Source organism: Bacillus sp. PK3-067 (assembly GCF_056738645.1).
Genome location: NZ_CP096490.1, coordinates 1,269,096 through 1,294,021, shown reverse-complemented (window position 1 = coordinate 1,294,021; position 24,926 = coordinate 1,269,096). Strand labels below are relative to the sequence as shown.

General features: G+C 34.5%; 23 protein-coding genes. 4 read left to right on the top strand and 19 right to left on the bottom strand.

All coding sequences use genetic code 11. The features are described from left to right. Positions 1-126: 126 nt before the first annotated feature. Positions 127-1,335 carry a sporulation sensor histidine kinase KinB gene (gene kinB, locus M1D73_RS06700; protein WP_121868150.1) on the top strand — a complete coding sequence of 403 codons (1,209 nt, stop codon included), beginning with the start codon at positions 127-129 and terminating at the stop codon, positions 1,333-1,335. An 11-nt stretch (positions 1,336-1,346) separates the two neighbouring features. Here kinB and M1D73_RS06695 read toward each other — a convergent pair whose 3' ends face one another. The 4 genes from M1D73_RS06695 to M1D73_RS06680 all read right to left on the bottom strand — a co-directional run bounded on the left by M1D73_RS06695 (position 1,347) and on the right by M1D73_RS06680 (position 4,540). Then, positions 1,347-1,463 (bottom strand): DUF6254 family protein, encoded by a 117-nt coding sequence (locus M1D73_RS06695; protein WP_000038355.1) that lies wholly within the window; start codon positions 1,461-1,463, stop codon positions 1,347-1,349. 108 nt (positions 1,464-1,571) lie between these two features. Then, a complete protein-coding gene (locus M1D73_RS06690) occupies positions 1,572-2,105 on the bottom strand; it encodes a DinB family protein (RefSeq protein WP_000941961.1) in 534 nt (177 codons plus the stop codon). A 137-nt stretch (positions 2,106-2,242) separates the two neighbouring features. Further along, entirely contained in the window at positions 2,243-3,937 is a 1,695-nt protein-coding gene (locus M1D73_RS06685) for a M3 family oligoendopeptidase (RefSeq protein WP_000008577.1), read from the bottom strand. Between the two features lie 156 nt (positions 3,938-4,093). Continuing rightward, entirely contained in the window at positions 4,094-4,540 is a 447-nt protein-coding gene (locus tag M1D73_RS06680; protein WP_000203336.1) for a MarR family winged helix-turn-helix transcriptional regulator, read from the bottom strand. Positions 4,541-4,735: 195 nt separating this feature from the next. Here M1D73_RS06680 and M1D73_RS06675 point away from each other — a divergent pair, with 195 nt between their 5' ends. Continuing rightward, on the top strand, positions 4,736-6,232 hold the full coding sequence (locus M1D73_RS06675) for a DUF3149 domain-containing protein (protein ID WP_000865067.1): 1,497 nt from the start codon (positions 4,736-4,738) through the stop codon (positions 6,230-6,232). Between the two features lie 29 nt (positions 6,233-6,261). Here the strand turns inward: M1D73_RS06675 and M1D73_RS06670 are convergent, their stop codons facing one another. Next, positions 6,262-6,543 carry an aspartyl-phosphate phosphatase Spo0E family protein gene (locus M1D73_RS06670; RefSeq protein ID WP_000495536.1) on the bottom strand — a complete coding sequence of 94 codons (282 nt, stop codon included), beginning with the start codon at positions 6,541-6,543 and terminating at the stop codon, positions 6,262-6,264. A 475-nt stretch (positions 6,544-7,018) separates the two neighbouring features. On the opposite strand from M1D73_RS06670, the gene M1D73_RS06665 reads away from it, so the two are divergent. Beyond that, positions 7,019-7,789: a divergent polysaccharide deacetylase family protein gene (locus tag M1D73_RS06665; RefSeq protein WP_481158008.1), complete on the top strand. Its 771-nt coding sequence runs from the start codon at positions 7,019-7,021 to the stop codon at positions 7,787-7,789. A gap of 183 nt (positions 7,790-7,972) precedes the next feature. On the opposite strand, the gene cbpA is transcribed toward M1D73_RS06665, so the two are convergent. The 11 genes from cbpA to M1D73_RS06610 form a co-directional block, all read right to left on the bottom strand. After that, complete coding sequence (gene cbpA / locus M1D73_RS06660) at positions 7,973-8,596, bottom strand: cyclic di-AMP binding protein CbpA (RefSeq protein ID WP_001264208.1); 624 nt, start codon at positions 8,594-8,596, stop codon at positions 7,973-7,975. A gap of 126 nt (positions 8,597-8,722) precedes the next feature. Then, positions 8,723-9,352: a class II aldolase/adducin family protein gene (locus tag M1D73_RS06655; protein WP_000896006.1), complete on the bottom strand. Its 630-nt coding sequence runs from the start codon at positions 9,350-9,352 to the stop codon at positions 8,723-8,725. A gap of 325 nt (positions 9,353-9,677) precedes the next feature. Beyond that, positions 9,678-11,978, bottom strand: coding sequence for an NEAT domain-containing leucine-rich repeat protein (locus M1D73_RS06650; protein ID WP_481158039.1), 2,301 nt, complete (start codon positions 11,976-11,978; stop codon positions 9,678-9,680). 420 nt (positions 11,979-12,398) lie between these two features. Then, positions 12,399-13,181: a DeoR/GlpR family DNA-binding transcription regulator gene (locus tag M1D73_RS06645; RefSeq protein ID WP_481158007.1), complete on the bottom strand. Its 783-nt coding sequence runs from the start codon at positions 13,179-13,181 to the stop codon at positions 12,399-12,401. Between the two features lie 40 nt (positions 13,182-13,221). Then, on the bottom strand, positions 13,222-14,406 hold the full coding sequence (locus M1D73_RS06640; protein WP_000862162.1) for a saccharopine dehydrogenase family protein: 1,185 nt from the start codon (positions 14,404-14,406) through the stop codon (positions 13,222-13,224). Further along, entirely contained in the window at positions 14,403-15,500 is a 1,098-nt protein-coding gene (gene phnW / locus M1D73_RS06635; RefSeq protein WP_121868149.1) for a 2-aminoethylphosphonate--pyruvate transaminase, read from the bottom strand. Before phnW ends, M1D73_RS06640 begins: the two co-directional genes overlap by 4 nt. A gap of 15 nt (positions 15,501-15,515) precedes the next feature. Then, positions 15,516-16,310 (bottom strand): phosphonoacetaldehyde hydrolase, encoded by a 795-nt coding sequence (gene phnX / locus M1D73_RS06630; protein ID WP_000687397.1) that lies wholly within the window; start codon positions 16,308-16,310, stop codon positions 15,516-15,518. Positions 16,311-16,331: 21 nt separating this feature from the next. Then, on the bottom strand, positions 16,332-18,089 hold the full coding sequence (locus M1D73_RS06625; protein ID WP_000425521.1) for a putative 2-aminoethylphosphonate ABC transporter permease subunit: 1,758 nt from the start codon (positions 18,087-18,089) through the stop codon (positions 16,332-16,334). Then, positions 18,090-19,091, bottom strand: a complete 1,002-nt coding sequence (locus tag M1D73_RS06620; RefSeq protein ID WP_000006197.1) for a putative 2-aminoethylphosphonate ABC transporter ATP-binding protein — start codon at positions 19,089-19,091, stop codon at positions 18,090-18,092. 19 nt (positions 19,092-19,110) lie between these two features. Continuing rightward, on the bottom strand, positions 19,111-20,187 hold the full coding sequence (locus tag M1D73_RS06615; RefSeq protein WP_000750893.1) for a putative 2-aminoethylphosphonate ABC transporter substrate-binding protein: 1,077 nt from the start codon (positions 20,185-20,187) through the stop codon (positions 19,111-19,113). Between the two features lie 228 nt (positions 20,188-20,415). Further along, the gene (locus M1D73_RS06610) at positions 20,416-20,568 is read right to left on the bottom strand and encodes a hypothetical protein (RefSeq protein WP_000240799.1); all 153 of its coding nucleotides are present in this window, start codon (positions 20,566-20,568) and stop codon (positions 20,416-20,418) included. A 148-nt stretch (positions 20,569-20,716) separates the two neighbouring features. On the opposite strand from M1D73_RS06610, the gene M1D73_RS06605 reads away from it, so the two are divergent. Beyond that, positions 20,717-21,052, top strand: a complete 336-nt coding sequence (locus M1D73_RS06605; RefSeq protein ID WP_121868148.1) for a DUF3905 domain-containing protein — start codon at positions 20,717-20,719, stop codon at positions 21,050-21,052. A 38-nt stretch (positions 21,053-21,090) separates the two neighbouring features. Here M1D73_RS06605 and M1D73_RS06600 read toward each other — a convergent pair whose 3' ends face one another. The 3 genes from M1D73_RS06600 to phaC form a co-directional block, all read right to left on the bottom strand. Beyond that, positions 21,091-22,440 carry a TrkH family potassium uptake protein gene (locus tag M1D73_RS06600; RefSeq protein ID WP_001204705.1) on the bottom strand — a complete coding sequence of 450 codons (1,350 nt, stop codon included), beginning with the start codon at positions 22,438-22,440 and terminating at the stop codon, positions 21,091-21,093. Positions 22,441-22,463: 23 nt separating this feature from the next. Beyond that, complete coding sequence (locus tag M1D73_RS06595) at positions 22,464-23,672, bottom strand: NAD(P)/FAD-dependent oxidoreductase (protein ID WP_121868147.1); 1,209 nt, start codon at positions 23,670-23,672, stop codon at positions 22,464-22,466. Positions 23,673-23,766: 94 nt separating this feature from the next. Next, on the bottom strand, positions 23,767-24,852 hold the full coding sequence (gene phaC, locus M1D73_RS06590; protein WP_000206336.1) for a class III poly(R)-hydroxyalkanoic acid synthase subunit PhaC: 1,086 nt from the start codon (positions 24,850-24,852) through the stop codon (positions 23,767-23,769). Positions 24,853-24,926: the final 74 nt, after the last annotated feature.

Genomic DNA, 24,926 nt, shown 5'->3' with positions numbered 1-24,926 from the left:
CGCTATTTATTATTTCATTTCTTTCATTTTATAGTATGATTAATTTAATATAAGAAGAGAGGAGGCATCCCACTGAAATCCTTTATTATTTATCTCTTTTTAAATATATTATTCATCCTGATTACAATGCTCGTATATCATTTATTTTGGAATCAAAAAGGGAAACGCTCTCCTAAATTAAATTCAGCTATATTCATTGTACTCTGTTGCCTCGCTACCGTACTCTGTATTACATTTGCAGCAAAAACAAATAATGGTTTTCAATTTGATATGCGCCATATTGTAGTAATTGTCGGTACATTAACGGGAGGGCCTATTGCTGGTGGTTCTATCTTAGTTGTATTAAACATATATCGCTTATTATTAGGTGGGGTAGGTGTTTTCCCATCTCTTATCGGTTCTGTTCTTCTATTTATTGTTCTATTATTAACATATAAATTTTTCAATCGAACTTCTAATCGTATAAAAATAACACTTGCTATTATCTACAGTCTCACATACGGATTTAGTTGGATACCCTTCTTCCTTTCAAAGGTTACAAATAAGACTGATTATATACCGCATATTATTGTGTATGAATTATGTTCAATGCTTGGTACGATTCTAATTTTATATTTACTACACATATTACAAACTCAAGTTCGTCTCCAAAATGAACTTATAAATGCTGAAAAGTTTCATTTAATTGGTGAAATGGCAGCGTCTATCTCTCATGAAATTCGCAATCCATTAACTTCAACGAAAGGTTTTTTACAACTGTTACAATCAGATACATGCACTGAGCAGGAACGAAAATTATATATCGACATTGCCATTAATGGCATCGAACAAGCAAATCATGTTCTTACAGATTATTTAACCTTTGCTAAACCAAGCATTGAAAAAGAACAAATATTACAGTTAGAAGAAGAATTACTACATGCATTGTCGCTAATTACACCGCTTGCTAATTTAACAAATGTACGTACTCATTATATAAAGCAAAGCACTTCTTTTTTTATCGCTGGAGAAAAGCAAAAACTAAATCAATGTTTATTAAATATTTTAAAAAATTGCATTGAGGCTATGCCAAAAGGCGGTGATCTTTATTTCACATTAGTTCCTGATCATAAGCATATTCAGTTATATATAAAAGATACAGGAGTCGGTATGGATTCAGAACAAGTAAAACGTCTTGGTTCGCCCTTTTATTCAACGAAAGAAAAAGGTACTGGACTTGGAATGATGGTCGTATTCAGTGTTGTTCAAGCTATGAATGGAAAAATTGATATTATAAGTGAAAAAGGAATCGGTACAACCTTTTTATTAACTTTTCCACTCATACAAAAAACGTGATGAAATACTCATCACGTTTTTTCTGTTCCTTCAACTAATTCAGCAAAAGCTTTCACTTTTCCGTGCGGTTGTTGATTTTCTTTACGTGCTTTCCAGGCGCGCTCTTCTTCTCGCTTCTTCTTAGACATGTTTTTTCAACTCCTTCTTTTCTTTCTTATTTCTCCATGTAGTATTCCAAAATAAGAAAGAAAACTATGCACGTATCAAAAAAGAAGTGGTTTCCCACTTCTTCCACTTTAGCGTTGCAAAATTGCATGTTTCGCCTCTTTTAACTGCGTAAGATGTCTTTGTTCATGCAAATCAAGAAATTGAACCCATTGATACAAATTCAGATCATTAAAAACAGGATGCTTTAATCCATTTTCAAATAGATCTTTTTCATCTATAACACTATGAAGCGCGTGTAATAGTTCTTGGCGTGAATGTTCTAGCAATTGAATTCCTTGCTGTTTTTTCATTAAAGTTTCTGTTGGTTGCATTTGCTGAGGAGCTTCTCGTTTATGTGTGCGATCAAGCGTAAGTTGGAGGTCTTTAAATGGAGTCATGTTTCTTTCATTTTTTTGTAAAGCATATACAAGGGCAGACGTGACAGATTGTTCAACTAAATGCAAGTGGTGTAAAATTTGAATAATACTCCATTTATCACGGCGTGGCTTTACATTCACTTCTGTGTCATTTAACATTTCAATTTCTGATAATAGCGTGCTTCGAGTAGCCTGTAATGAATTTACTAAACTTTCTAAACTTACATCCATATTAGATTGAAGCATACTTGTTCCCCCCCTTTTGTTGGTGAAAAGAGGTGCTCCTTATTAGAAACACCCCTTTAGTATTCTGAATTTTCTTTTATTATCTCATCATTTTCCCATTATGTCGATGTTAAACATGTGAAAAAAGCGCATGTTTTTTACAATTTTGTGTCGTCAATCGCATGTAACCATGCTTCAATTTCTGTAATAACACTTTTCACACAGCCTTCAGCAAATGGTGATGTTAAATTTGCAACCTCTACTAATTCTAAGAACGATTTACTTCCACCTTGTTGGCACAGATTCACATAATCTTCCCACGCCTCTTGTCTATTATCTCTTGCACGTTTCCAAAATTGTAGCGCACAAATTTGAGCAAGCGTGTAATCAATATAATAGAACGGTGAGCTATAAATATGCCCTTGACGTTGCCAAAAACCACCGCGCTCTAAATAATCATTCTCCTCATAATCACGATGTGGTAAATATTTCTTCTCTATGTTACGCCATGCTGTCTTACGCTCTTCAGGTGATGCTTCAGGATTTTCATATACATAATGTTGATATTCATCAACAGATACACCATAAGGTAAAAACAGAAGTGCTGAACTTAAGTGAGAGAAGTAATATTTATCTGCATCTTCTTCAAAGAATAGCTTCATCCATGGCCATGTAAAGAATTCCATACTCATAGAGTGGATTTCACACGCCTCATATGTTGGCCAATTATATTCTGGAATTTCAAATTTACGACTTTCATATACTTGGAAAGCATGACCTGCTTCATGTGTTAATACGTCAATGTCACCAGATGTTCCATTGAAGTTTGAGAAAATAAATGGCGCTTTATAATTCTCAATATATGTACAATATCCGCCACCAGCTTTTCCTTTTTTCGCAACTAAATCTAATAAATCATTATCTAGCATGAAATTGAAAAATTCATCTGTTTCAGCCGATAACTCTTTATACATTGTCTTTCCATGATCAACAATCCAATCCGCATCTCCTTTTGGAGTTGGGTTACCTGTAGCAAACTCAAAGTTTTCGTCGTAATAAGCTAACTTCTCTACACCGATACGTGCTTGTTGTCGCTTTCTTAATTCCGTTGTAACGGGAACGATATAATCTAGCACTTGCTGACGGTAATTAGCCACCATCTCCGCATTATAATCTGTACGGTACATTCTTGCATATCCAAGTTCAACAAAGTTTTTGAAACCTAAAGATTTTGCGATTTTCGTTCTCACTTTAACAAGCTCATCATAAATACGATCTAGTTCTTCCTCATTTCCAGCTAAAAATCCGTAGTATGCTTCACTTGCTGCTTTACGTTCGCTTCTTTCTTTTCCTTGCATAAACGGAATCAGTTGCGATAACGTTCTTTCTTCTCCAGCAAAGTCAATTTTTGCAGATGCTAATAACTGTGTATATTGCGATGATAATTTATTTTCTAATTGTAAATCTTTCACGACTTCATCTGAATATGTTTTTAAATCACATTCTGCTAGAGCAAATAATTGTTTTCCATAATACGCCTCTAATTCTTCACGAAATGGAGAATTAATGAGTGCCTTATAATATTTTGTACCATATCCTTGTACAACTGGAGAGAATTCATCAAAGAAATCCTGCTCCTCCTTATAAAAAGTATCCGTCGTATCAACAGAATGGCGAATGTAACAAAGGTTTCCCATTGTACCAAAATCGTTGCGAATCTCATTAATTGAATGAATGACTTGTTTTTGTTCTTCTACAGTTTTTGCGTTATCAAACTTCTCTAAAGCAACAGTAAATTTCTCTTTTAACTCTTCAATATTTGGGCGTTTATATTCATAGTCTTTAAATGACATGAACGAGCCTCCTCTCCATTACATACCTTTATTATAATTCAATACGTATTCTTGAATTTCCTCTTAATTTTCAACAAATTTCGGCAGTGATTGCCCTGAGCTCATTACAAATAAAAAAGCCTTGGATTTATTTATCCAAAGCTCCTTTGGAACATATTATTTTTCATACTTCCCAATTTTTTTTAATAAATCAAGTAATTCATCTTTTTCATCTTTCGTTAACATTTCAAAAGACTGATGTATAACTTTCTCATGCCCCGGAAAAATAGAAGCAATAAAGTTCTCGCCAGACTCAGTTAATTGCGCGTAAATAACACGTCTGTCATTCGGACATGGAATTCTCTTTACTAATCCCTTTTTCTCCAGCTTATCTACAACATATGTAATGCTGCCACTAGCTATTAAAATACGCTCACCAATTTGCTGAAGTGGTTGACCGCCTTTATGATATAGCAGTTCTAATACAGCAAATTCAGTTGGATTTAACCCGTTACTTTGTATAGATTTATTTGTAGTATCCATAACAGAACGATGTACACGAGATAATGCAATAAATACTTTTAAAGATTGAGAAATATCTTCTCGTTCATTATTTGATGTCATACAACTTTCAACCCTTCACTTAAATTCTCAGCAATAAAAAGAAAATGCCAGTTCATACTTCCTGTGAATTCCGAATGAGCATTCACTCATCCATTTCCTCTCCCCTAATATATTAAGAATCATTCTTGAATAAAAACATGACAATTTTAACATAGTTTATATATAATGATAATAAAAAAAGAAGGAGTACCACATTTGAAAGTCAAATTCCAAAGCATAATTGTATATATATTGCTTGTTATCCTACCGACAATAGGGATTGGTGCTACATTTTATTCGTATCATACATATAAAATGAAACAGGAAAACAAATTATCTGCTCATACAGTTCTCTTTTTATATAGAGATTATTTGGATCATCATCTTGGTGAAGCAATTTCTGCTTTAGACATGCTTGCAAAAGTTGTAGGCACCGAGACTGGTAATATAAATGGTATTAAACAAATTGTACATGATACAGATGGAAACGATGCACGCTTTTCTGGTCTATATTACGCTACACCAGAAGGAGTCATTACAATCGCATCTGAAGATGAATCAAAGCCTATAGATGTTTCAGACCGTAAATATATTCAAGACGCGCTCCAAACTAAAAAAACCACTGTATCATCAGTCATTACTGATCGCGTTCTTGGACATAAAGCTATTATGATTGCTGCCCCCATATTTAATAAACAGAAGGAGCTCTCAGGATTATTATTAGCTAGTTTACGCTTTGATTACATTTCATCTTCTTTAAATGCCATTAAACCACAATACCATTTTGAGGTAACTGATAAACATGATGTAGTTTTTCTAACCGATGATAATAACGACACAAGTGATACGCATTCTAATATGCTTACTACCCCACTCCAAAGATTAAATTGGAAGGTCTCTGTTTCTCCATTACCTATTCATCAAAAAACCTTATACCAGTGGGTTGCAATAGAGTGTATAGCTACTTTATTTTTAATGTCTATTTTATTTTTACTTGCTCAATATATGTTGTTAAAACGTCAAACAAAAATTGAAAGGCAACAAAATGAACTACAAAAAATTGAATTAGTTGGAACTTTTGCAGCGAGTACAGCACACGAAATCCGTAATCCTCTTACTGGAATTAAAGGACTCGTCGCTCTATTAAAAGAGAAATATAAAGATGAGCAAGATCAGTTCTACTTTTCCGTAATTGAACAAGAAATAGAGCGAATCAATGAAATTGTAAGTGAATTTCTTATTCTCGGAAAGCCAACCGCCATCATCGAACAAACGTATGATGTAAGAAAAATTCTAAATGAGGTAGCATTAATTATTCAATCTGAGGCGAATTTACATAACATTGTATTCCATTTACATTTGCCAGACCATCCTGTTCATATCCGTTGTTCGAAAGACCATATGAAACAAGTGGTTTTAAACATTACAAAAAATGCAATTGAGGCCATGACTTCTAGTGATACACTAACCATTGTAGTAAAAAACAATGAAACACACGCACAATTGCAGATTATAGATACTGGAAAAGGGATTCCGCAACATATTCAAAAACACCTCTTTCATCCGTTCTTTACTAATAAAGATACTGGAACAGGTCTTGGACTTGTCATATGTAAACGAATTGTAGAGATGTATAATGGGCATATTTTTATTGACAGTACAGAAAACGAAGGAACAGCAGTTCATATCGAAATTCCGTTACACATAGTATAATTATCCTTATCCTATAAGGGTAATTATACTTATTTCATAAAACCAGCCACAAGCATTCGCCAAAAATTATTTGATTTTCCTTCATACCCGATTTGGAAAATAGGTATTTTTATAATTGAAAACCATTTCGGTGTTTGTTTTTCTTTATAACATTGATATTGTAAAATAAGCTTGTCCAATTCTTGACTAACTTGAATTGTCTCCCTACTATTTAGCCCACTTGTTAATCCTAGTTGAATCATTTCTTCACGTTTCATATGAATATCACGTGAAAGCTTTTCTAATGTGTACTTCCTTTTTACAGTAAACATCCATATCCCCCTTATTATACTTCCATGCTCTTAACTTCACTTCTCCATTGACTTTTTTAACTACTTAATCATATGCAAATTTGAAGAATCAGAAATTTTAACATTTTCTCCCTGTAATTTACAAATCTTTACCCTCACTTTGAGAATTATTACAAATTATTCTATCTTTGTAAATACATTCGCAATAATAGACATTTTTTTCATCTTGTTTTTTTATAAATGCTACGTAAACCGTGGATTCTTAATTTCCCACCTACTTTTCTTCGACATTTTTTGTTTAATTTATATAAAAAAGCAAAACATAATGATGATTGATAAAGTGAAACTTTAATCAGTGTTTTTTGTTCAGCCCCCACTGATTATTAGCATTCACCAATCGGGTAGGCAGTGAATCTCCCACCTATCCAGCCCAATGTTGAGGTGGGAGTCTTACTCCCCACAAATAGCGGGATAACAATAGAAAGGAAATATTTATATGCGAAATTATACGATTGCATTATTCATCATTGTTTTGTTTTTACCGTCCTTCTTATTTCCTATTCAAGCAAACGCTCATACGAATAAAGTTGCTATTGTCATTGATGATTTCGGAAATAATATGAAGGGGACTAATCAAATGTTATCACTTCCCATTCCACTCACTGTTGCTGTTATGCCTTTTCTTCCTTCCACAAAAGAAGATGCAATAGCTGCCCATAAGAAAGGCCATGAAGTTATTATACATATGCCAATGGAACCTATAAAAGGTAAAAAAGAATGGCTTGGGCCGAAAGCAATTACAACTGATTTAAGCGATGAAGAAATAAACAACCGACTTGAACAAGCGATTCAAGAAGTACCGCATGCAATTGGAATGAACAATCATATGGGGTCAAAAGTAACAGCGGATGAAAGAATTGTTCGCCTTATACTTGCTGCTTGTAAAAAACACGGTTTATTTTACTTAGATAGTAAAACGAATCCTAATAGTGTCGTCCCAAAAATCGGAAAAGAATTAGGAGTTCCTATTATTGAAAACCAACTATTTTTTGATGATGTGTATACAGCAGGACATATTTCAAAACAAGCCCAATTACTCATCAAAAAAATTCAAGAAAAACCTATTATGGTAGCTATCGGGCATGTGGGCCCTCCAGGTGAAATTACATCACGCGTTATTGAAACTTCTATCCCTAAAATTCGTGAGCATGCAGACTTTATTTTCTTATCTGATCTAGCATTATCCCCGCCTCCTGTTTCAAAATAAAGTTCATTACTCACATAAAGTAAAACTTTAATCAGCCCTCACCAATTGGGCTTTTATGGGCAATCCGTCCCCCCACTTAACTTCTTTACTTGCGCTGAATTTTGAGGCGCGGATTTTACTGCCCACAAATGGCGGGACAAAAAAGTACCTATCTATATATAACAGATAGGTACTTTTTTTAACTTAAATATAATCTACATGACTCACTCTGAATCCTTTTTTCTCTATTTTTCCGATTAATTGCTTTAATCTTGTTTCATCTAACTCATCTGATATATTTACAATAACGCGGCGGATATATTGATCACCGTTATCTAACGTAAATAGGCCACCGATATTATATGCTTTTAACAATGTCCCAAGCTCTTTAATCGTTCCCTTACAATCTTGTGTTGCAATTGTTAATATATAACCACCTGTTCGCATACCAAATGAATCTTCAATAACATCAAATATATTCGAATGCGTTAACATACCGACAAATTCATTATAATCATTTAGCACGGCTAAAAACGGAAGCCGACGAATTACATAAAAAGCTCTGAAGAATGAATCCTTTTCAAAAATAAATGCATTGGAATCATCAAGCATATCCCCTGCACTTACATGCTCTAATCCGCTATTGCATTTTTTTTCTAATAAATCTACTTTATAAATAATCCCCGTGAATTTCTTCTCATCTTCTGCTAATACCGGGATGGCTCGAAATCCCGTTTCGTTCATCATTTGCAGTGCCTCTTCACCAGAATCATTTATCTTGCAAAATGTTACTTGCTGCTTTGGCAGAAAATGATATTTAACTCGCAAAATATGTTCCTCCTTACATGTCAACATGTAATCTATATATAATAAGGAGACCTATATTTTATGAGTGAAATTATTTTTAAAACGCTTTCATTTGTTTATTAACTTGTAGCCATATCACATCCATTTTTATATAACAGAGCTCCTTGCACCCTTAATCATTAATAACTTTACATGATAGTTCATTAAATATTCTATACCCTCTAGCCATTTTTTCGCTTCTTCTGGCGTTTTTCCCCACACAATCATGCCGTAATTATGAACAAGAACTACTCCTCCACCTTCAATGAAATTCGGAACATTGCTTTCTAATAAATCAGCGAATTTTTTTTCATCTTCTACAATTGGAATTGTCATTTCTGTTATACCTTCTTTTCCGAAAACACGCTCCACACTGCGTTTATCGAACGTTACTTCTCCTTCTTCCCCATATAACTCTGATATTAAATGACTATCTACAGTCTGCACTTGTAAAATACATCCTGCACTACTTTTTTTATAAATATCCGCATGCATAAATGACTCTGCAGCTGGTTTTTCTTCATTTTCAAATACTGACTCGCACATGCAATTTACGACAATAAAATCTTCTTCCGAAAATAGCCCTTTATCTCTTCCCTCAACATTTACTAAAAATGTTAACGGCTCTTTTGACGTACATAGCGATAAGCTAATTTTGGTACCATAAAACCAATCACGAAGTGCCAATTCAGATTTCACATCTTTTAATTCATTCCATTTCTTCAGAAAAAATAACATTTCGTCACCCCCGGCATAATATTCATATAAGGTTCGAATCCTTTCTATGTAAAAGGAATATTTTTTGATTATTCTAAAAATTTAATTGAATTATCACATGAGAACGCTTTTTTGTCAATATAGTTTCGTGGTTCTTCTTTAAAATAGGCTATTCATATGTCTATACTCCTATCTATTTCATTTTGCACATAAAAAATACGCTATTCTTTAATTAAAGAATAGCGTATTTTCCTCATTTTTTATTCCGCATTAACGGGCAGCCCGATTGGTGAGGGCTACTAATCAGTAGGGAATGAACAAAACCCCCACTGAATAAAGTTTCACTTTATTTCTTTATTGCATTATACAAAAACTGTGCGTATTGTTCACGTGTTACGAAATTATCTCCTAAAAAATTCCCTTCCCCGTCGCCTTTTGATATTTTATTATCCACTAAAGCTTTCACATATCCTTTCGCCCAATGGCCATTTGGTACATCTTTAAAATTCTCTGCACTATTTTCATTTTCTTTTAACTGAAATACTCTTTGTAGTACTACTGGCATTTCATATCGAGTTAATACTCCATCTGGACGGAACATACCATTTCCATAGCCTGTCATAATTCCAGCTTGAACCACTGCATCAATAGCCGTTTCATACATATTTCCTTTCGTATCTGTAAATGCCGTTTTTTGTTCTAGATTATTTTCTAATTTTAAATACCTTTGTATTAGAAGTGCTACTTGTCCACGAGTAATGTTATCACCAAATCCAAATTCACCATTTCCATAGCCTATAAATAATTTTTCTTTCGCTAAGTAATTAATTGCTTCTTCTGACCAATGTCCCTTTGGTACATCTTTAAATTCTACCACTTCTGTTTTCTCATCTTCTTTAGATGTATTACCGTCTTTACTTTCTACTACATTTTGAATAACAGATCCTGTAAAGAAGATTCCTGTATCCGCGAATGGATCTTTCACACCAAATTCATATACTTTCTCACCTGGTGTACTCCATTTCACTACACCATTACTATACGTACCATTATCGCTCTTCAGACGGATTTTCGTAGAAATCTCACCATCTTTTTCATATATAGGTACTTTTACTTCTTTATTTACTTCTGTTTCCTCTAAAAATACTTTTTGATTTTGGACATTAATATAAGCCGTCTTACTTAGTTCTATAACTGGTCGGACATCACGGATTTCATTTGCAACAAAACTTAGAAATACTAATTTTTTTAAATTACTAACTGGTGATAAGTCTGAAATATAATTCGCTTCTAAATCAAGCTTTTGTAAGTTTACTAAACTTGATAATGGAGTAATATCCTTTAACTCATTGTTAGGTAAGTGTAATTGTTTTAACTGTGTCATCTTACTTAGAGGAGTAACATCTTTTATTTCATTTTTCCCGATCCACAATTCTTCTAATTGCTTCATTTGCTCAATGCCGGATAAATCTTTAACTTTATTACGTGTTAATACTAAGTCTGTTAAAGGTAATGAATATAACGCTTTAATATCTTCAATTTGATTACCTGCTAAAGTTAAGTATGTTACATTTTTTAAAGCGCTTAATGGAGCAACGTTCTTAATTTTATTATTTGCTAAATTCAAGTAATCTAGTTGTTCCATTTTCGCTAATGCTGTTACATCTTCTATTTGGTTGCCTGATAGATATAAACTTTTTACATTTTTCATTTCAGTTAGTGGTGCAACGTTTGTAATTTTATTATTACTTAAATCAAGAGATTCTAAATTATCCATCTTAACAAGTGGCGTTACATCTGCAAATTCATTACCACGCAAAGCTAAATGATTTAATTGCTTTAAGTTCGCAAAGAACGACGGGTCTTTTATCTTCGCATTCGCAACTGTTAAAGATTTTAAATTTGGCATATATTTTAATGCACTATAATCAAGTATCTCATTTGTATTTAAAAATAAATCCTTTACTTGTAATAACTCTTCTTTCGTAATTGGTGTATTTAAATCTTTTCTATTAAATACTTTTTTATTCACAAGTTCTCTTAATTTGTTATCTGTTATCATATTTTGATTATCAACTGGATTATCCGTTTCCGTATTTCCTGAATTAGAGTTATCATCTGATTTCTCTGTTTCTTTGTTACCTACAGTTGGATCTTTAATTTCAAATTGAACTTGATATTTGTGATCATATCCAATAGCTGGAATAAGTATATGCATTTGCATATTGTGCTTCTTCTCAAACTCGCCAATTTCAAATTGAACTACCTTCGTTCCATTCTTCCTCTTATCTTCTGACAAAACCTTCACATCATGAAATACACCAGGCTGGTTTTTATCTTCTATTCTAAGATATTGAAAATAATCGCTATCTTGCATTGTTACAGTGACAATTTTTTTGCCAGCTGCAATCGTTACTTTAGGATCTTTTATATATTGAGAAACCATAGATGGCTCATCTTTTTGGTCCTTATATATTTTAATCTCAGTATCATACGTGCGATCACTCGCTGCTGCTACCGATTGATTTGCTTCAACTTTTAATGCCGCTAATGCTGGAGTAGAATACGTAGCAAATGGAATTGCTAATGTTGTCGCTACTACTAGCGCCTTCATATAATTTTTTTTCAAAATAATATCCCCTATCATATACAATTTTTATAATTGATAACCCTTATCAATTACCCACAAATAAATGATAATGAATATCATTATCATTGTCAATGAGAATATTACATTAAATTTATATTTTTAAAGATAAAAAATAAAAAGCCCTTTATTCAAAGGGCTTTTTTACCTATCGTATGAAGAATTTCACTTTTTTCCTTCTCATTGATGACACCAATTTTTTGCAAAATATTCGCGTACAATACAAGTTTATTATATATTCGTTCTGACATGTTCTCCCTTCTTTCCTTCGACCAACTTTTTTTGTATTGGTAAATTATATGAAAGAGATGAGAAAATGTGTCCACTTTTTGCATAAATGCAAATCTTTTATTTTACGATTTGCAGACAATAAAACTCCCTCCTAAAAATTAGGCGGGAGTTTAGGCACTTTCACTTTATTTAACAAACTGTCCACTGAATATTATGCTTCATAAGTTCTTCTTCAAAACTATATGGCATTTTTTTATCACAAATTACATGTTGAATACGTGAAAATGCTGCTATACGATAATTCCCTTTCACGCCTACCTTCGTATGATCACATAAAATATATGTCTTCTCAGCTAATTTCAACATCGCCTCTGACAATTTCGCTTTCTCTAATTCAAAGCTGGAAACTCCAAAACTAGGTAATAACCCATCAATCGAAACGAACGCTTTATGAAAATGGAATTGCTGTATTACTTGCTGAGAAATAGACCCTGATACACGCGAATGCTTTGGAGATACTTTTCCACCTATAAATAAAACTTCACCGTGAAACATCTTTTTATTAATAGAAGAAATTAATTGTGTTGCGACTGGAAATGAACTTGTTACAATCGTTAAGTTTTTACGATGAACAAGGTATGGAACCATTTGAAGCGGTGTACTTCCATCATCAATTGCAATGACATCACCATCTTCTACAAATGTCGCTGCTTTATAACCAATTCTTTTCTTCTCTTCTATATGTAGCATTTCTCTTTCTAACATTGGCGCCTCTACCCCAGCGCCTGGAAGTTGAACAGCTCCACCATACACTTTTTTCAGCTTCTTTTCACGATCTAATTCTTCTAAATATCGACGAATCGTTTCTGTTGATACAGCAAATTCTCTCGCTAATTCTGAAACCTTTACTTTTCCTTTAAATTCTACCTTTTCAAGAATGGTTCGCTTTCTTTCTTCTCCTACTACAGACATAGATTCACCTCATTTATATCTCCCTCATAAGCTTCCTTACTTATACAAAGTTATAATTTTCTTTGTAAGTAGAAACTTCTTCATGAATATGAATACCGCGCTTTGCTAGTTCATCAAAAATTAATTGTGGATTTTCAAAAGCTTCTTCAGGCGTAACAACACCCACCCTACTTGCATTTCCAGTTGCAATTAACTCTGCAGCAATCCCAAATGGAATACCGACGTTTCTCGTATACGCCCTTAATTTTTCCCATCCTACAACAGAACCATCAGATAACGGATGTGTATGATATAACACATGTCTTTGCTTCTCATTATTTTTCATACCTATTACTTCTACATGAAGTGCATAACCATAAAGCTCTGTTTCTTGTCCTTCTTTCGATTGCAATAAATACTGCGAAATACAATCCATAATGCCTATTTCTTTCCCGTTTATTTCAATCTGATCATTACGCAATATGCCGTAATCATATAAAGCACGTACAAGTTGCATATTTTGCTTCGGCCAAGTTCCTCTCGTCTCTATCAGTTTGACACCTTTATTTTCTAGTGCCTTTGCTAACGTAATCGTTTCAGAATGCGGAATGATATACTGCGTTTCCTTACCATAAGGCGCTGGCAATTCTATTTCTCTCGGACGCGCAAACGGAAGTACTTGTTTAAATTCACCATCTTCATACACTGTACGCGATGGTAAATGTGGATCATATTCATATGTCGTTGTCTCTGTAATTGAAGCAGAAAAAGCAATCGGACGATACGAACCGTGACTTACGCGGACAGACTCTACAGTATCCAGTTGATTTGCTGCATGCATTGCCATCATTTGCGTTACACCTGGCGTCATACCAAACCCAGGCAAACATGTTTTTTCATTTTGAACAAATATAGCATGCGATTCATTTTCTTCACCAAATCCATTTAAGTTCACACCGTGACAGCCTGCTTCTGCAATACAGCGAGTCGACAATCCATTTAGCTTTATCGTCGTACCGTCCATTACAATGTCATAACCTTTCATTTTTGCAACCGTATCCTCGTGATTTGTTACATCTACTTTTACAAAATCAACACGAGGATCGTTGAGCCATTCTACTACTTTACGGCCCTCTTCCTCGTTAAAATCGGCCACAGTAATCGTCTCAAAAGATGAAAATTGAACTAAATCCAAAATAGCTTCACGACAAATTTTACCTGCTCCACCTAAGCAAAATACTTTCACCCAATAACAACTCCTTTAGCAATACTATCAACTAAGCGATTAATATCTTCTTCATGTACATCACCGATATTTCCAATGCGGAACGTATCTACTTTCGAAATTTTTCCAGGGTAAATAACAAATCCATAACGCTTTAATTCGTTATATAACTGTTGAAACTCAAACCCCTCTTTTGGATAAATGAAAGATGTAATAATAGGAGATTGATATTTCTTATCTACTAGTGGCTTAAATCCGATTTCTCCCATTCTATTCACTAGTAGTTTTTGATTGTTGTAATATCGATTGTAACGTGCTCTTACTCCACCTTCTTTTTCTAACTCAAGTAGCGCTTGATAAAAAGCATGTACAACATGTGTAGGTGAAGTAAAACGCCATTTCCCATTTTGTTTTTCCATCGTTTCCCACTGATCATATAAATCAAGAGATAAAGAGCGTCCTTGCCCTTTACACTTCAATAATTCATCACGTTTTGCGATTACAAATCCGAATCCAGGAACCCCTTGAATACACTTATTCGCACTACTAATTAAAAAATCAATTTGTAAATCAGCAATGTCTATTTCAATCCCGCCGAAACTACTCATCGCATCAACAATTGTAACCTTTCCATACTGCTTTCCTAATTTACATACATCTACAATTGGATTTATAATGCCTGTCGTTGTTTCACAATGAACAACTGCAATATGCGTAATCTCTTTATTTTCTTCCAATAACTTTTCTACTTCTACAATATTAGTAGGTTCCCACTCTTCTGTTTGGCTGACCACTACATCAATCTGTAACATCTCTGCCATTTGTACAATGCGCTTACCGTACGCACCATTTGTACAAACGAGAAGCTTCCCATTTCCCTGAATAACAGAGCCAATTACTGCTTCAACTGAAAACGTACCGCTTCCTTGCATTAACACTGTTGTATATTTCTCTTCTTCCTTCGTCGCTAACGATACAAGTTTAGCTCTTACTTCTTGCACCATCGTATTATATTCAACATCCCACGTACACCAATCGTATAGCATAACTTCTTTTACTGATTTTGTTGTCGTTAATGGTCCTGGTGTTAATAATAAGTAGTGATTTTCATTCATGATCCCGTACCCCTTTTATGAAATAATAAGTTCTTGTTTCTCGATATGTTCCATTACGTTTTCGAGCTCCTGCATCGTTTCAATCGTAAAATGAGCCCCATTTTCAACAAACCGATTACGAACTATTTCTATTTTTTCACGAAGCTCTACCGAATCCATACTCTCCACTTCCTCTTCCGTTAAACCGAGCTCACTACTTCCAAGAATTACACCAACTGTCCACATTCCAGCATTTCTACCTTCTTTCATATCTGATACTGTGTCCCCTACCTTTATCATATGGTTCATCGGATACACACCAAGTTCCATTGCATTTTTATAGCACATCCATGGGTATGGGCGGCCTGCTGGAACATCATCTGGCGTAACAAGAAAATCAGGTTTATATCCTTGTAACGCTGCTTCCTTTGCTACAATTTCCATCATTTCTCTCGTATAGCCCGTTGTTGAACCGATTTTAATGCCTCTCTCACGTAAAGAAGCGATTACTTCTTTTACCTCATCAATCGGCGTAGCATAACTTGGTAAAATAGAAAAGAGAATTTCTTCAAACTCTTCATACATCTCATGGATGTCTGCTTCTGTTGGTAATTGACCGAAGACACGCTTCCACTCATCCGCAATACGAGGCATTTCTGTTAGTGCCCTTACATGATCTATTTTTAATAATCCCATTGGCTTACGTGCTTCTGCTGCTGTAATTTCAACGCCACGTTTTTGAAAAATCTTCATGAATACTTCTAGCGGTGCAAAACATCCGTAATCAACCGTCGTACCTGCCCAATCAAAAATAACTGCTTCAATTTTCATTCTGTCCATCACCCTTCTTACTTATCTTTTTTGCCATTGTGAAGTTCGGTTACGAAGTGCTTTCGTTCCCCATTCATATACAACTCTCACTACAATATTTGTAACAACAATAAGTACACTCATTGCAGCTGCTGGTGCTACATTTCCTGCATCATCCATATTTACGATTGATACGGCAGCTAGTTTAAAATCAGCTGCATATAGGAATACAACTGCCGATACAGTTACCATTGAATTTACGAAGTAGTACATTACCATTTCTAAAATTGCTGGTAAACACATTGGTACTGTTACTCGGAAGAATGTTTTATAAAACGGAATACCCATCGACTGCGAAACAAGCTCAAACTCTCGGTCTAATTTCTTTAAGGCAGTCGTTGCCGTGACAAATGTTACAGAATAAAAATGAATGATATTTACTAGTACTAATACAGCGATTGTTCCGTATAAAGAATGAAACGGATTCGTTACTGATAGTCCAAGAATTTGAATCGTTGGTTGACTAAAGAAAAAGACATATCCTAATCCGAGTACTAAACCTGGTATCGCTAACGGCACTATAGAGAAAAAGTAACCTGTTTTTCTGAAAAATTGTAGCTGGTCTATTTTCTCAATTGCATATGCGAATACAAATGTTAAAATCGCCCCAATAACTGCTGTAACTGCTGAAACAATTACGCTATTTTTAAATGCTTCAAGTCCATCTCCTGTTAAACTTGAAAAATTAAAATGCTCAAATGTAAAACTCATATTATATGGCCATACTTTCACACTTGCAGCAATACCAACTGCAACAAATAATAGAATGATCATAAGTGTAATCACACTACAATATATGAATGAGATTACATCTCTTTTCTTATTAGCTATTATTCTGTATGGTACTGCTTTTGAAGATAAGAAATTCGCCTGCTTTCTTTGCGTAATACGATCAACTACAAATGCGAATATAGCTGGGATTAATAAAATCATTCCGACAGTTGCACCCATCGGCATATTTTGCTGTCCAATTACTTGTTTGTATACGTCAGTAGCAAGCACATTATATTGACCACCAACAATTTTTGGTGCCCCAAAATCAGTAAAACTAAGTGTAAACACAACAAACATTGCACTAATTAATCCGTACTTTACACTAGGTAAAGTAACCGTGAAAAATTGCTTTGTTTTACTCGCCCCTAACATATTAGAAGCTTCATATAAACGATAATCAGATCCTTGGAAGGCAATTAGCAATATAAGAAAGGCTTGTGGAAATGTATACATAACTTCAGCTATTACAATTCCTACTGGTCCATATAAAGGGATTTGTATACCTTCAAATAAACCAAACATTCCTTTCGTTACTAGCCCTTGATTACCAAATAAATATGTAAGTGCTATACCGTGCATCATCGTTGGTGCGAACAATGGTAATAACGCTACATACTGAAATACACGCTTTCCAAAAACATTCGTACGGGCAATTGCATATGCGTAAACGAATGCGATTGCAACTGAAATAATTGTTGTTGCGCCCGAAATCCATACTGTATTTTGTAAAGACTGAACTAAAGTTGGTGTTGTGAAATATTTACTGAAATTCGCTAAACCAACGAAAACTCCATCTTTATTATAAAAAGCCTGTGTAAATAGTTGTAATAGCGGTAATACAAGTATGATAAGGAAAGAAAAAATCATACCGATAATTACGAGCCGTTGGATCCATTCCTCTTTCCCTATACTTCTCTTAATCTTTTTTTTCGTACTTTCTACCTTATAGTTTTCTAACATCTCCATCTATACAATGACCTTCTTTCCATATGACAACATATGATTTTCTGAGAAAGAGATTTGAATCGGCTTTCCTTTTCTAATAGCCGTTGCTTCTACTTCTGATGCTAATATATCCACTACAATTTTCTCATTATAAAGGTGTGTGTTTTCTTCTAAGACTCGCACTTCCGTCCGATATACAGATCCGCGAAATTCCATACTTTCCACAACTGTTTTAATACCGTCCTTTTGTACAATTGTTACATGTTCAGGACGAATTGCATGTTCTTCGTTATTTTTCGAAAAGAAATTAATAGAACCAATAAAATCTGCCACAAACGGATTGGCTGGTCTTTGATAAATCTCCTCTGGTGTTCCAATCTGCATAATTTCCGCATGATTCATTACAACAATTTTATCAGCCATTGTTAATGCCTCTTCTTGATCATGCGTTACCATAATCGTCGTTACTCCTATTTTCTCTTGCAAATCACGCATTTCCCTACGTAATTTTTCACGCACTTTTGCATCTAAAGCTGATAACGGCTCATCGAGTAACAAAATATCTGGAGACAGAGCGAGCGCACGTGCAAGTGCTACTCGCTGCTGTTGTCCACCAGACATTTGAGCAGGATATTTATCTTTTACATTCAGCAAATCTACAAGTTTTAACGCATCTAGCGCTTTCTCTTTCACTTCTGCTTTCCCATATTTTTTTGTCTTTAAGCCGTATTCAATATTTTCAAGTGCTGTTAAATTCGGAAATAAAGCATACGATTGGAAAACCATTCCGAAGTTTCTCTTTCCAGGAGGCAATGCTGTAATATCTTTTCCATTCACAGCTATACTGCCAGTCGTTGGTTCCTCTAGTCCCGCTAAAATGCGAAGCAACGTCGTTTTCCCACAGCCACTCGGGCCTAATAAACAAACAAACTCATTTTTGTTCACAGTAAAAGAAATATCTTTTAACGCTGTAAATGCATCAAACTGTTTTTGAATGTGTTGAATTGATAAATATTCGCTCATTTTTCTCTCTCCCACTCACTTACTTTTTCGGTTCTGCTTTTTGGCCAAACTCTTTTTCCCATTTTTCTAAAATTTTGTCACGATTTTCTGCTGCCCATTTAAAGTCATTCTTTTTATATAATTTTTCAGTAACATCTTTCGGGAATCCCTCTGGAAGTTTATAATCATTTTTAATTGTCGCAAATCCATTTTTCTCAAAGTATAACTTCATTACATCATCAGTAATTGCCCAATCTAAAAATGCTTGTGCTAATTTATCATTTTTCGCATTATCTTTCTTAATAAGTGCGTTCGCTTCTACTTCCCACCCTAATCCTTCTTTCGGCAGTACAACTTCAACTGGTGCACCTTTTTGTTTCTCTTTTAAAGCACTATAAACCATTGATACACCGACTGGATATTCACCTGCTCCTGCTAATTTCGCTGGTTTTGATCCTGAATGCGTATAACTTGCCATATTATCATGAAGTTTCTTCATGTAATCCCAGCCTTTATCTTCACCCATGATTTGTAGCCATGCAGAAACTGTTAAAAATCCTGTTCCAGATGATGCTGGATGTGGCATAACAAGTGTTCCTTTATACTCTGGTTTCGTTAAATCTTCATATGATTCTGGCATCGGTAAATTTTTCTTCTTTAACTCTTCTTTATTTACAGCAATCCCCGTCATAAATGCAGTATTTCCTACCCATTTTTCAGGTTGCTTATCATCTTTAAATTGTGGAAGAACACGATCTGCTCCTTTTGGAGAGTATCCTTTTAACATATCTTTTTTATCTAAAGCTAATAGACTTGATGCCGCAGTTCCCCATACAACATCTGCTTGTGTATTTTTCCCTTCAGCTAGCAATTTCGCAGTAATAACTCCTGTTGAATCACGTACAATGTTCAATTTCACATCAGGATATTTCTTTTTAAAGGAATCAAGATAAATTGGTACAAGCTCTTCTTCAATTGCTGTGTAAACAGTTAATGATCCAGATAATTTGTCATCTTTCACTTTCGCTCCAGCACTTTCTTCCTTCTTTGCACCACACCCCATTAATAACGAAAATACCATTCCAGTCGCTACAGCTTTAAAGATTGTTTTTTTCACTGTTTCTCTCTCCTTTTACAAATCTTATGTACAACTCAAATATAAACAACTAGTGTAAAAGCAGTATTAAACCAACATTAATCTTTTGTTTGTTGTTTATTTTTGTGTAATACGTTGCTACTTCTATGTTTTTTCGCATTTTTCTGCTAATAGAAAACACTAAATTTACAAATAATTAAAAAAACCTTTATAATCCCACAAAAAAATGAGGCGTTTGTAAAAAACGCCTCATTTTTGTTTCCCTTTTTTTGAATTACGATTAGCATACTTTGCGCTATTTTCTCCTTCATACTCTAATGCAAATTCTGCATCTGGTAAGCTTTCTTTCGGAGTTTTATTATTATTGATTGCCGCATTTTGTTTCACTTTTCTTTTTACCAATACATTCACCTGCTCTCAAGAAATCACTTTCTACTCTAGTTTGAAACAACTTAAAATAATTATTACTGGCAAGTGTTAACAAGTACATAAGAGGCGTTAGATGGAAATACTACGTATGAAGAAATCATTATAAAAAGGAGCGATAATTTTGAAGAAAAAAGAAAAGATTCAATCACCAATTTTAGACGAAACGCTCCCGCATCAAATGAATTTTCCATCTTTTAAAGGAACAGGAAAAACGATGCAACAACCTTTTGTGAATCAATATGATGTTGTAATTGGAGACAGTAAATATAATTCCGAGAACAGTCCACTTAACAATTGGAGTGATAAAATAGATCCTGCCATTATGGCTGGCGATGAGTGGATCCATCCTACAAATGATATTGGGTGGATTTCAGAAGAAAATCAAGAGTTGCTAAAAAACGAAGCGGATAATAAAAATGAAACTTTTATGCATCCACAATTTGGAATTAACGACTAAAAAACCATTCTACCTAACGTAGGTAGAATGGTTTCATACTATCCAATAATAATCCGCTCTTTCGGGTATTTATAGCGAGGTGGTTGTTCCCTTCCACCACTAGCTAAAATAAATGTTAAAATACCAACGCGTCCGATAAACATAAGCACAATAAGTACAAGTTTCCCAACAGTTGTTAAATCAGGCGTAACACCTGTTGATAGTCCCGTCGTTCCGAAAGCAGAACAAACTTCAACAATTAAGCTCATAAGCGGTACATTTTCCGTAATAGATAAAATGAATAGCGCAGTAGCACATAACAAAATCCCCATCGTCATAACGACAGATGCTTTCAGTACATCCTCTTCATGTAGCTGACGTTTGAAGACTCTAACTGTTCTACCACCCCTTGCAAAGGTATATAGTGACAATATACTAACAGCAAATGTTGTTGTACGTATTCCGCCCCCAACCGAACTTGGAGATGCCCCTATAAACATTAATATACTCATAAATAAAAGCGTCGGTTGTGACAATTCACGTATATCCATCGTAGCAAGTCCACCACTTCGCGTCGTCACAGATTGGAATAATGTATAAAATACAGTTTCATGCCATGACTTTCCTACTAAAAAATGATTTCTCTCCAGTAAAAAAATCATAATTGTACCAACAACAACGAGTGCAAAAAATGTTGTTGTCGTCAGTTTTGTAAATAATGAAAAACGGAATAATTGTTGTCTCCTTTTACTAAGGAATTGTTTCACTTCCATTAGCACAGGAAAACCAATCGCTCCTAAAATAATTAGTAACATATGAATCATTTGAACAATATAATCTTTTTTATAAGGAATTAATGATTGTCCTGTTAAATCAAATCCGCCGTTCGTAGTCGCACTAACAGCTGCAAAGAAACCGTGAAAATAAGCTTCTTTCCAAGTCGGAAAGTAAAGTAAAAATCTTGTACCTAATAGGATTGCTCCAATAAGTTCTATTGAAATAATTACAATCAAAATAGAACGCATCAATTCTACAAGACCCGATAAATTCCCTTGATTATGGTCTGCCATAATTAATCTTCTTCTTTGCAAACCAATCTTTTTCCCCGTAATGATCCAAACAAATGTACCAAGCGCCATAATTCCTAAGCCGCCTAATTGTAGAATAAGGGCTAAAACAATAATTCCTGCTGTAGTAAACGTATCTGAAATCGTAATAACAGACAGTCCCGTAACGCTTACCGCACTAACCGATGTAAAAAGCGCATCTATAAATGTCCATTTCACACCAGGCTTCGTAACAAACGGTAAACTAAGCAATATCACCGATACAACTACTGCTAACAAATAAAACAAAACGATGAGTTGTACAGGACGTAATTTTTGTAAAAACTTTTTTATATCTCTCATTCCATCACTTCGCTACCTTTTTTCTATCGATTAAATAAAGAAAAATCTTTACTTTCTTTATTTGTAAATAACTGCTCAAATAATTTGGCAAAGACCATTCCATATACAGTTCCATTACCTCCATACGGCAATGCGTAAAACAAATTATGTATCTTTTCGTCTTCTTTTAAAATGGGGAGACCATCATGAGTACCACCAAATGCGGCTGCCCAATAGTAGTCTGCCTGTATATTTTTATACTGCGGGAACATCTCTTTTACAATATTAATAAGGATATCACGCTTATGCAATAATTTCGTATCACCAATTGTTTGAATTTGCAGCGCTTCATCTAATCCGCCTACTATAATGCGGCTTCGATACGTTCGAAAATATAAGTAGGGTCGTGCCGTTTCCCAAATTAACGATCGCTCATGCCAGCCTTCAAACTGATCTATTTCATTTGTTACAATTGCATAAGAGGTGTCTACTGTTGTATTTTTTCTTTCTTTCTTTCTTTCTTTCTTTCCAAAAAGCGCTTCATAACCTGTCGCCATAATAATATTCTTTGCTACAATTTGATTTCCTATTTTCGTGTAACAAATTAAATCATTTTTACGTTTTTTTATATGTATTGCCTCTGTATGTTCATATATATTAGCTCCCATTTGATTTGCTTTATGCAAAAGACTGTGCGCTAATAAATACGGATTCACCTCGGCATCACCGTGTGTATATAATGCCGCTTGTTTTATGAAAGGATAACGTTTCTTAATATCAGATTCTGTAAAATACTCAACAGGAAATCCATAATTCTGTAACGTATTGTACTCCTCTTGTAAAAATGAGACATCCTCACTTTTACTTGCATAATATAAACTACTTCTCGGAATAAAATAGGGATCAATATCGAGAGTAGGTACCACTTTCTCCATTGTCCGTAACGCTTCGTAACACAGTTTATATGCTCGTACCCCTTTCTCTTCACCAAATGTATGGATAAGTGAGGTTAACGATTTATCATGAATAAACTGTAATACACCTACATTTGCAAATGTACTACCACATGCAATTTCTCTTTTTTCAATAAGCATTACACTCATACCTATTTTCGCTAAAGAATACGCTATATGGGCACCTGCTTCGCCACTTCCGACTACAAGCACATCACATATCATATCACTTCCTAACGGTGGATAACAAGGTACTGAAACTCCTGTATTCCAAAACAACTTACCTGTCATAAGTTTCATAATTATACTCCTAAAATATAAATTTCTCCTTTCTATGTTTTGTTATTTTTCACAAAAAAATCCAACTAACATAGGCTAGTTGGATTTTTTATTTTTAATTAGAACGCTCTTCAAGCCAATTTCCAATCGTCGGATATGTTTGTTTTACAGCTGTTCCACCGTAAACGATAGACATATGCCCTGTTGGTAAACATACATATTGTTTATCTGTGCTAGAAATATGGTCTAGTAATGCTTCTACTTGACATGGCAAAGCGATATGATCACGTTTCCCGGAAATATTTAAGACATTCGCCTTAATATTTGCAAGATCTACCTTTTGTCCGCGAATAACGAGTTCACCCTTAACCAATTTATTATTTTGATAAAAATCACGAATCCACTGTCTGTATGATTCACCTGGGAACGGAATACCATCACCAACCCACTTTTGAACCAATCTCCAGCTTTCGACGAAGCGTTCATTCTCTGAACGATCTACTAGAGCAACATATGGACCAACAAAGTTCGTAATTGGCTTTAACATTTTGTTTCCGAAATCAATCATTTCTGGCGGAATATTTCCAAATGTATCAACCGCTTTATCTAAATTGAAGTATTTCTCATCTAATAAAGGACCATACAATCCTGTTTCAGAGAAATCAAAAGGACTTGTCATGAAAATTAAATTACGAATTGGCATGTGCGGATGAAGCGCTGCATAAATAGAAGTTAGCGTTCCACCCATGCAATAACCAAGTAAAGAAATCTCGTCCGATTTTGCAGTTCGCATTACTTTTTTTACTGCTTTTGCAATATAATCAAACACGAAATCATCAAATTTCAAATGACTATCTTCTAAACCAAATGTGCCCCAATCAAGCATATATACATCAAAACCACGATCCACTAGATATTCCACTAAACTATTTCCAGGAGTTAAATCCATAATATATGGTTTATTAATAAGAGCATATATTAACAGAATTGGAACTCTTTGTGTTTTTTCTTGTTTTGGAATGTAGCGATAAAGCTTCGTCTTATTCTTCGTCCAAATAACCTCTTTCGGCGTTAATCCGACTTGCGGCTCTGGTTCACGTAATAAAATTTCACTCGCCCTTTTCACTCGGCGGTATGCTTTTCGGTACTCTTCTGGGTATAGCTCTAATTGCTTTTCCCATTCTGTTGCGAATGTAGTCATTTTTCTATCTCCTTTTTGGTCGATTTCCTTCTTAAAAAAAAAGAAGTGCATTCCTGCTATGGATATGCACTTTT